Origin of the sequence: Jiangella rhizosphaerae, from assembly GCF_003579925.1 — a bacterium.
Classification (GTDB): domain Bacteria; phylum Actinomycetota; class Actinomycetes; order Jiangellales; family Jiangellaceae; genus Jiangella; species Jiangella rhizosphaerae.
In genome coordinates, this window is sequence record NZ_QUAL01000322.1 from 1 (window position 1) to 4631 (window position 4631).

The 4631-nt window shown below is 75.1% G+C and carries 6 protein-coding genes; 2 read left to right on the forward strand and 4 right to left on the reverse strand.

The annotated features are described in order from the left end of the window. Window positions 1–2: 2 nt before the first annotated feature. Together DY240_RS24035 and DY240_RS24040 are read left to right on the forward strand one after the other, a co-directional pair. Window positions 3–626, forward strand: a complete 624-nt coding sequence (locus DY240_RS24035; RefSeq protein ID WP_407659378.1) for an SDR family oxidoreductase — start codon at window positions 3–5, stop codon at window positions 624–626. A gap of 163 nt (window positions 627–789) precedes the next feature. Further along, window positions 790–1827: a hypothetical protein gene (locus tag DY240_RS24040; protein WP_119662256.1), complete on the forward strand. Its 1038-nt coding sequence runs from the start codon at window positions 790–792 to the stop codon at window positions 1825–1827. 31 nt (window positions 1828–1858) lie between these two features. Here the strand turns inward: DY240_RS24040 and DY240_RS24045 are convergent, their stop codons facing one another. The 4 genes from DY240_RS24045 to DY240_RS24060 form a co-directional block, all read right to left on the reverse strand. Beyond that, the gene (locus tag DY240_RS24045; RefSeq protein WP_199702277.1) at window positions 1859–2164 is read right to left on the reverse strand and encodes a cupin domain-containing protein; all 306 of its coding nucleotides are present in this window, start codon (window positions 2162–2164) and stop codon (window positions 1859–1861) included. 88 nt (window positions 2165–2252) lie between these two features. Continuing rightward, entirely contained in the window at window positions 2253–3041 is a 789-nt protein-coding gene (locus DY240_RS24050) for a DeoR/GlpR family DNA-binding transcription regulator (RefSeq protein WP_199702279.1), read from the reverse strand. Window positions 3042–3055: 14 nt separating this feature from the next. Beyond that, the gene (gene pdxA, locus DY240_RS24055; RefSeq protein WP_119662255.1) at window positions 3056–4048 is read right to left on the reverse strand and encodes a 4-hydroxythreonine-4-phosphate dehydrogenase PdxA; all 993 of its coding nucleotides are present in this window, start codon (window positions 4046–4048) and stop codon (window positions 3056–3058) included. After that, window positions 4045–4631 (reverse strand): nucleotide-binding domain containing protein (locus DY240_RS24060; RefSeq protein WP_199702281.1); only part of this gene is annotated, 587 nt, incomplete at its 5' end. The genes pdxA and DY240_RS24060, both read right to left, overlap by 4 nt.

Sequence of the window (4631 nt, forward strand, 5' to 3'; positions counted from 1 at the left end):
AGCTGGCCGCGCGCGGCCACACCGTCGTGCTGACGGCGCGGGACGCCGCGGCGGCCCGCGCCGCGGCCGGGCGGCTGCCGGGTGACGTCGTCGCGTTCCGGCTCGACGTCACCAGCACGTCCGACGCCACCGCGCTGGCCGGCTTCCTGCGCGACGAGTTCGGGCGGCTGGACGTGCTGGTCAACAACGCCGCCATCCATTACGACACCTGGCAGCGCGCGGCGTCGGCCGATCTCGACGTCGTCCGCGAGGCCGCCGAGACCAACGTCTACGGCCCCTGGCGGCTGGCGACGACGCTGCTGCCGCTGCTGCGGGCGGGCGCTCACCCGCGGATCGTCAACGTGTCGAGCGAGGGCGGGTCGCTGGCGAGCATGGGCGGCGGCACACCCGCGTACAGCATGACGAAGGCCGCGCTCAACGCGGTGACGCGGATGCTCGCGGCCGAGCTGCGCCGCGACGGCATCCTGGTCAACTCGATCTGCCCCGGCTGGGTCGCCACCGACATGGGCGGCCCCGGCGGCCGGCCGGTCGCCGAGGGCGCGGCCGGCATCGTGTGGGCCGCCACCCTGCCCGACGACGGTCCCACCGGCGGCTTCTTCCGCGACGGCCGCCCCGTCCCCTGGTGATGCGCCCCCCTTCCGCCTTGTTGATCATGGAGGAATCGGGTTTCCGCCCGGACGGGAAACCCCGATGTCACCATGATCAACAGGAATCGCGGGGGCGAGCGGGACCCGGGTGATTCACGGGACGTTCACGTCCGGGCCGGTCGGCGCGGGTACGGTGCGCCGCATGACCGCATCGTCCCTTCCGTCCCGTCGCTCGTTCGTCACCGGCGCACTCGCCGGCCTGGGCCTGGGCGCCGGCCTGGCCGCCGTCGCCGGTGGACCGGCCGTCGCCGCGACCCGGACGCCCCGCATTCTCGTCGCCACGAACGAGCCGTGGGGCACCTATCACGTACGGCCGCTGCTGCCGGAGATCGCCCGGCGCGGCTGGGACGTCCGGCAGCTGGTCCCGGACCGCTCGCAGATCGCGCCCGGCGAGACCGTCCCCGTGGTCACGCCCGACGATGAGCCGGTCGCGGACCTGCTGGTCGTGACCGGCGCGACGGACTGGCCGGCCGACTGCGCCGCGGCGTTCGGCCGGCACACACCGCTGGCGGCGTCGTCGCTGGCCTACCTCACCGCGGCCGAGGCGCCGCGGGCGCACGAGTTCGAGCGCCGGCTGCGGCTGGTCACGTCGTCGTCCGCGGCGGAGGGCCGGTCGTTCGCGGGGCACCTCGGCACCCGCCGCCGGGTCCGCGTCGTCGGTTCGCCGCAGACCGACGCGCTGCCCACGCCCGCGCCGGAGCCGGACACCGTCCTGGTCCTCACCAGCGTCACCTACCCCGACCAGACCGGCGGTGCCGCGCCGGGCACCCAGCTGCTGCTCGACGCCGCGGCGGCGCTCGAGGCCGCCGGCAAGCACATCGTGGTCGGCCTGCACCCGCGCGAGAACCCGGCGCTGTGGAGCCGGTACGAGATCAGCCCGGTCCCGTCGTTGCAGGCGTCGGCGCGGGCGGAGGTCGCGATCGGCATCCCGGGGACGGTATTCCCGCTGATCGCCGCCGCAGGGGTCCCGGTCGTCGGCTGCGTCGACCCGCGCCTGGTCGTGCCGGACTACCTGCTGGCGGTCTGCTCGTCGCTGATCGGCACCGCCGCCGAGGCACTGCCCGCCGTCGAGACGGCCGCGCTGCCGGACCCGGACGTCCTCGAGGACGTCGTCGGCCCCATCGGCGGGTCGGCCGCGCGACTGCTCGACGCCTGGGGCCGCGCCGCCCGGCCGAGGTGAGCCCCGGGTCGCCCGTGGCGTCGCCGGTGGGTCAGGCCACGGCGACGGTGAGGATGAACAGGGAGTCCTGGTCGGCGACGACGTCGTGGCGCTCAGGCGGCGCGTCGATCAGCTCCCCTTCGCCGACGGCGATGGTGCGCTCGCGCGTGCGCAGCGTCACGTGCCCGCGCAGGCAGTGCACCGTCGCGTCGCCGGGGCTCTGGTGCTCGTCCATCCGTGTCCCCGCGGTGAGCGCGATGAGGGTCTGACGTAGGTGCAGGCCGCTGTGCAGGGTCCGTGACGCGCGGCCGGCGGTCGAGATGCGCGCCTCCTCCAGCTGGTCGGCTCCCATAGTCATCAACGTCATAGTCTGCGCGGTACCCACTGCCGTGCCGGGGAAACGGCGCCGGTGGGCGTGCGTGCCGGTCATGGGGCCTCCTGCAGGGTCAGGTCGCGGCCTTCGTGCTGGCGATGATCACCTCGACACCGGCGGCGCGGAACCGCTCGATCTCGTCGGCCGGCGCGCCGTCGTCGGTGACCAGTGTCCACGACGCGGGCATGCGAGCCCACGCGTGGAACGGACGCCGGCCGAGCTTGCTGGCGTCGGCCAGCACGTACACCCGCTCGGCACGCGCCATCATCATCTCCTTGAGGCGGGTCTGCTCGAGGTTGGCCTCGCAGATGCCGTTCTCGACGGTGACCGCGTCGGCGCCGAGGAAGGCGCGGTCGGCGGTGACGCGTTCGAGCGCGGCCTCGGCGAACGGCCCGACCAGGCCCTGGCTGATGTGCCGCAGCCGCCCGCCCAGGCACAGCACGTCGACGCCGTCGGCGTCGGCCAGCTCGTTGAGCACGGTGAGCCCGATGGTGACGACGGTGAGCTGGTCGCGGTCGCGCAGCTCGCGCGCGAGCTGGCCGGTGGTGGTGCCGGCGTCGAGCAGGACGGTCTCGCCGGGGCCGATCTGCTCGGCCGCCCATGCCGCGATGGCCTGCTTCTGCCGGAACCCCTCCCGTGACCGCTGCCCCAGCGACGCCTCGAACACCAGCCCGTGCGCCATGGCGCCGCCGTACGTGCGCGCGAGCTGACCCTGCGACGTGAGCAGCGCGAGGTCGCGGCGGATGGTCGACTCGGTGACGCCGAAATGGAGCGCCAGCTGGCCGACACCGGCCCGGCCGTCGGTCCACGCCATGTCGACGATGGCCCGGCGGCGGTCGCGCGCGGTCAGCCGGTCGTTCATCCCCACCTCGCTCGCTAGGGGCTCGGCGCGAGCGCGGCCGCCTGGCGCAGAGCCTCGATCATGCTACCGGCGTCGGCGCGTCCGGTGCCCGCGATGTCGAAGGCGGTGCCGTGGTCGACGGACGTGCGGATGACCGGCAGCCCGACGCTGATGTTCACGCCCGCCTCGAGCCCGAGCACCTTCACCGGGCCGTGCCCCTGGTCGTGGTACATCGCCACGATGAGGTCGTAGTCGCCCCGGCTGGCCAGGAAGAACGCGGTGTCGGCGGGCAGTGGGCCCTGCACGTCGAGGCCGTCGGCGCGGCAGCGCTGCACCGCCGGCACGATCTTCTCCTCCTCTTCGCCGCGGCCGAACAGCCCGTTCTCGCCGGCGTGCGGGTTGATGCCGCACACGCCGAGCCGCGGCCGCGCCAGCCCGGCGTCGCGCAGCGTCGCGTCGCCGCGCCGGATGGTGCGTTCGACCAGCGCGTCGTCGATGCGCTCGATGGCGTCGACGAGCCCGATGTGCGTGGTGACGTGGATGACCTTCACCGTCGGCGTCGACAGCATCATCGACACCTCGTCGACGCCGCACAGCTCGGCCAGCAGCTCCGTGTGCCCGGGGTACGGGTGACCGCCGGCGTGCAGGGCCTCCTTGTTCAGCGGCGCGGTGCAGATGGCCTGCACCCGCCCGGCGACGGCCAGCTCGCTGGCCACCTTCACGTAGTGGTAGGCCGCATCGCCGGCGACGGCCGACAGCTCGCCGTACGGGAGGTCGGCCGGCAGCAGCCCGAGGTCGATCACCTCGATCGTCCCCGGCTCGAAGGCGGCCGCCTCGGGCCCGTCGACCGCCCGCAGCTCGACCTCGACCCCGGTGATGCGCGCGGCGTCGCGCAGCCGCCGCAGATCGCCGACGACCACCGGCCGGCACAGCGACCGCACCTCGGGGTCGGCGAGCGCCCGCACGACGACCTCGGGGCCGACGCCGGCGCCGTCGCCCATGGTGACGGCGACCAGTGGTGTCTTCATGTGTCCTCCTCGTGCGGGCTGTGCTCGGCATGCCGATGCCAACGGGTGGTGGGGAGTCGCTGGGCGATGCGCACGAGCGTGTGCGGGTCGCCGAACGCGCCGGGTTTGGTGACGACGACCCGGCCCCCTGGCGCGGTGCTGACGACGACGCCGTCGTCCCACGCCTCGCGTACGTGCAGCTCGCCGACCCCGATGGCGGCGAGGACGGCGCGCGCGGTCTCGCCGCCGCTGAGCACCAGGGCCGCGTGCTCGCGCGCGGCCGGCTCGACCACCGTCGCCAGCGCGGCGACGACGTCCGGCGACCGCGCGGCCCCGTGGGCGTCGGTCAGGTGGACGACGGCCGTGCGCCCGGCGGTGCGGGCGGCAACCTCGTGCGCCGTGGCCGCGGGCTCGGTGAGCCGGCCGGGATCGAGCTCGACGACGGCGGCGACGTGATCGGCCAGCCGCTCCAGCTGCGCACGCGCCGCCGGTGCGGCCGTCCCGACGACGAACAGGATGTGGCCGCCCGGTGGCGGGACGGCCCGGCTGCCCTCGGCCGGTGGGACCGGCGCCGCGTCCGCGGCGGGTGCCCCGAGGGCCGCCG

Excerpts from the sequence above, each read along its gene's own strand:
- DY240_RS24040 (WP_119662256.1), top strand. The coding sequence starts at position 790 with ATGACCGCATCGTCCCTTCCGTCCCGTCGCTCGTTCGTCACCGGCGCA.
- DY240_RS24045 (WP_199702277.1), bottom strand. The coding sequence starts at position 2,164 with ATGACTATGGGAGCCGACCAGCTGGAGGAGGCGCGCATCTCGACCGCC.
- DY240_RS24050 (WP_199702279.1), bottom strand. The coding sequence starts at position 3,041 with ATGAACGACCGGCTGACCGCGCGCGACCGCCGCCGGGCCATCGTCGAC.
- pdxA (WP_119662255.1), bottom strand. The coding sequence starts at position 4,048 with ATGAAGACACCACTGGTCGCCGTCACCATGGGCGACGGCGCCGGCGTC.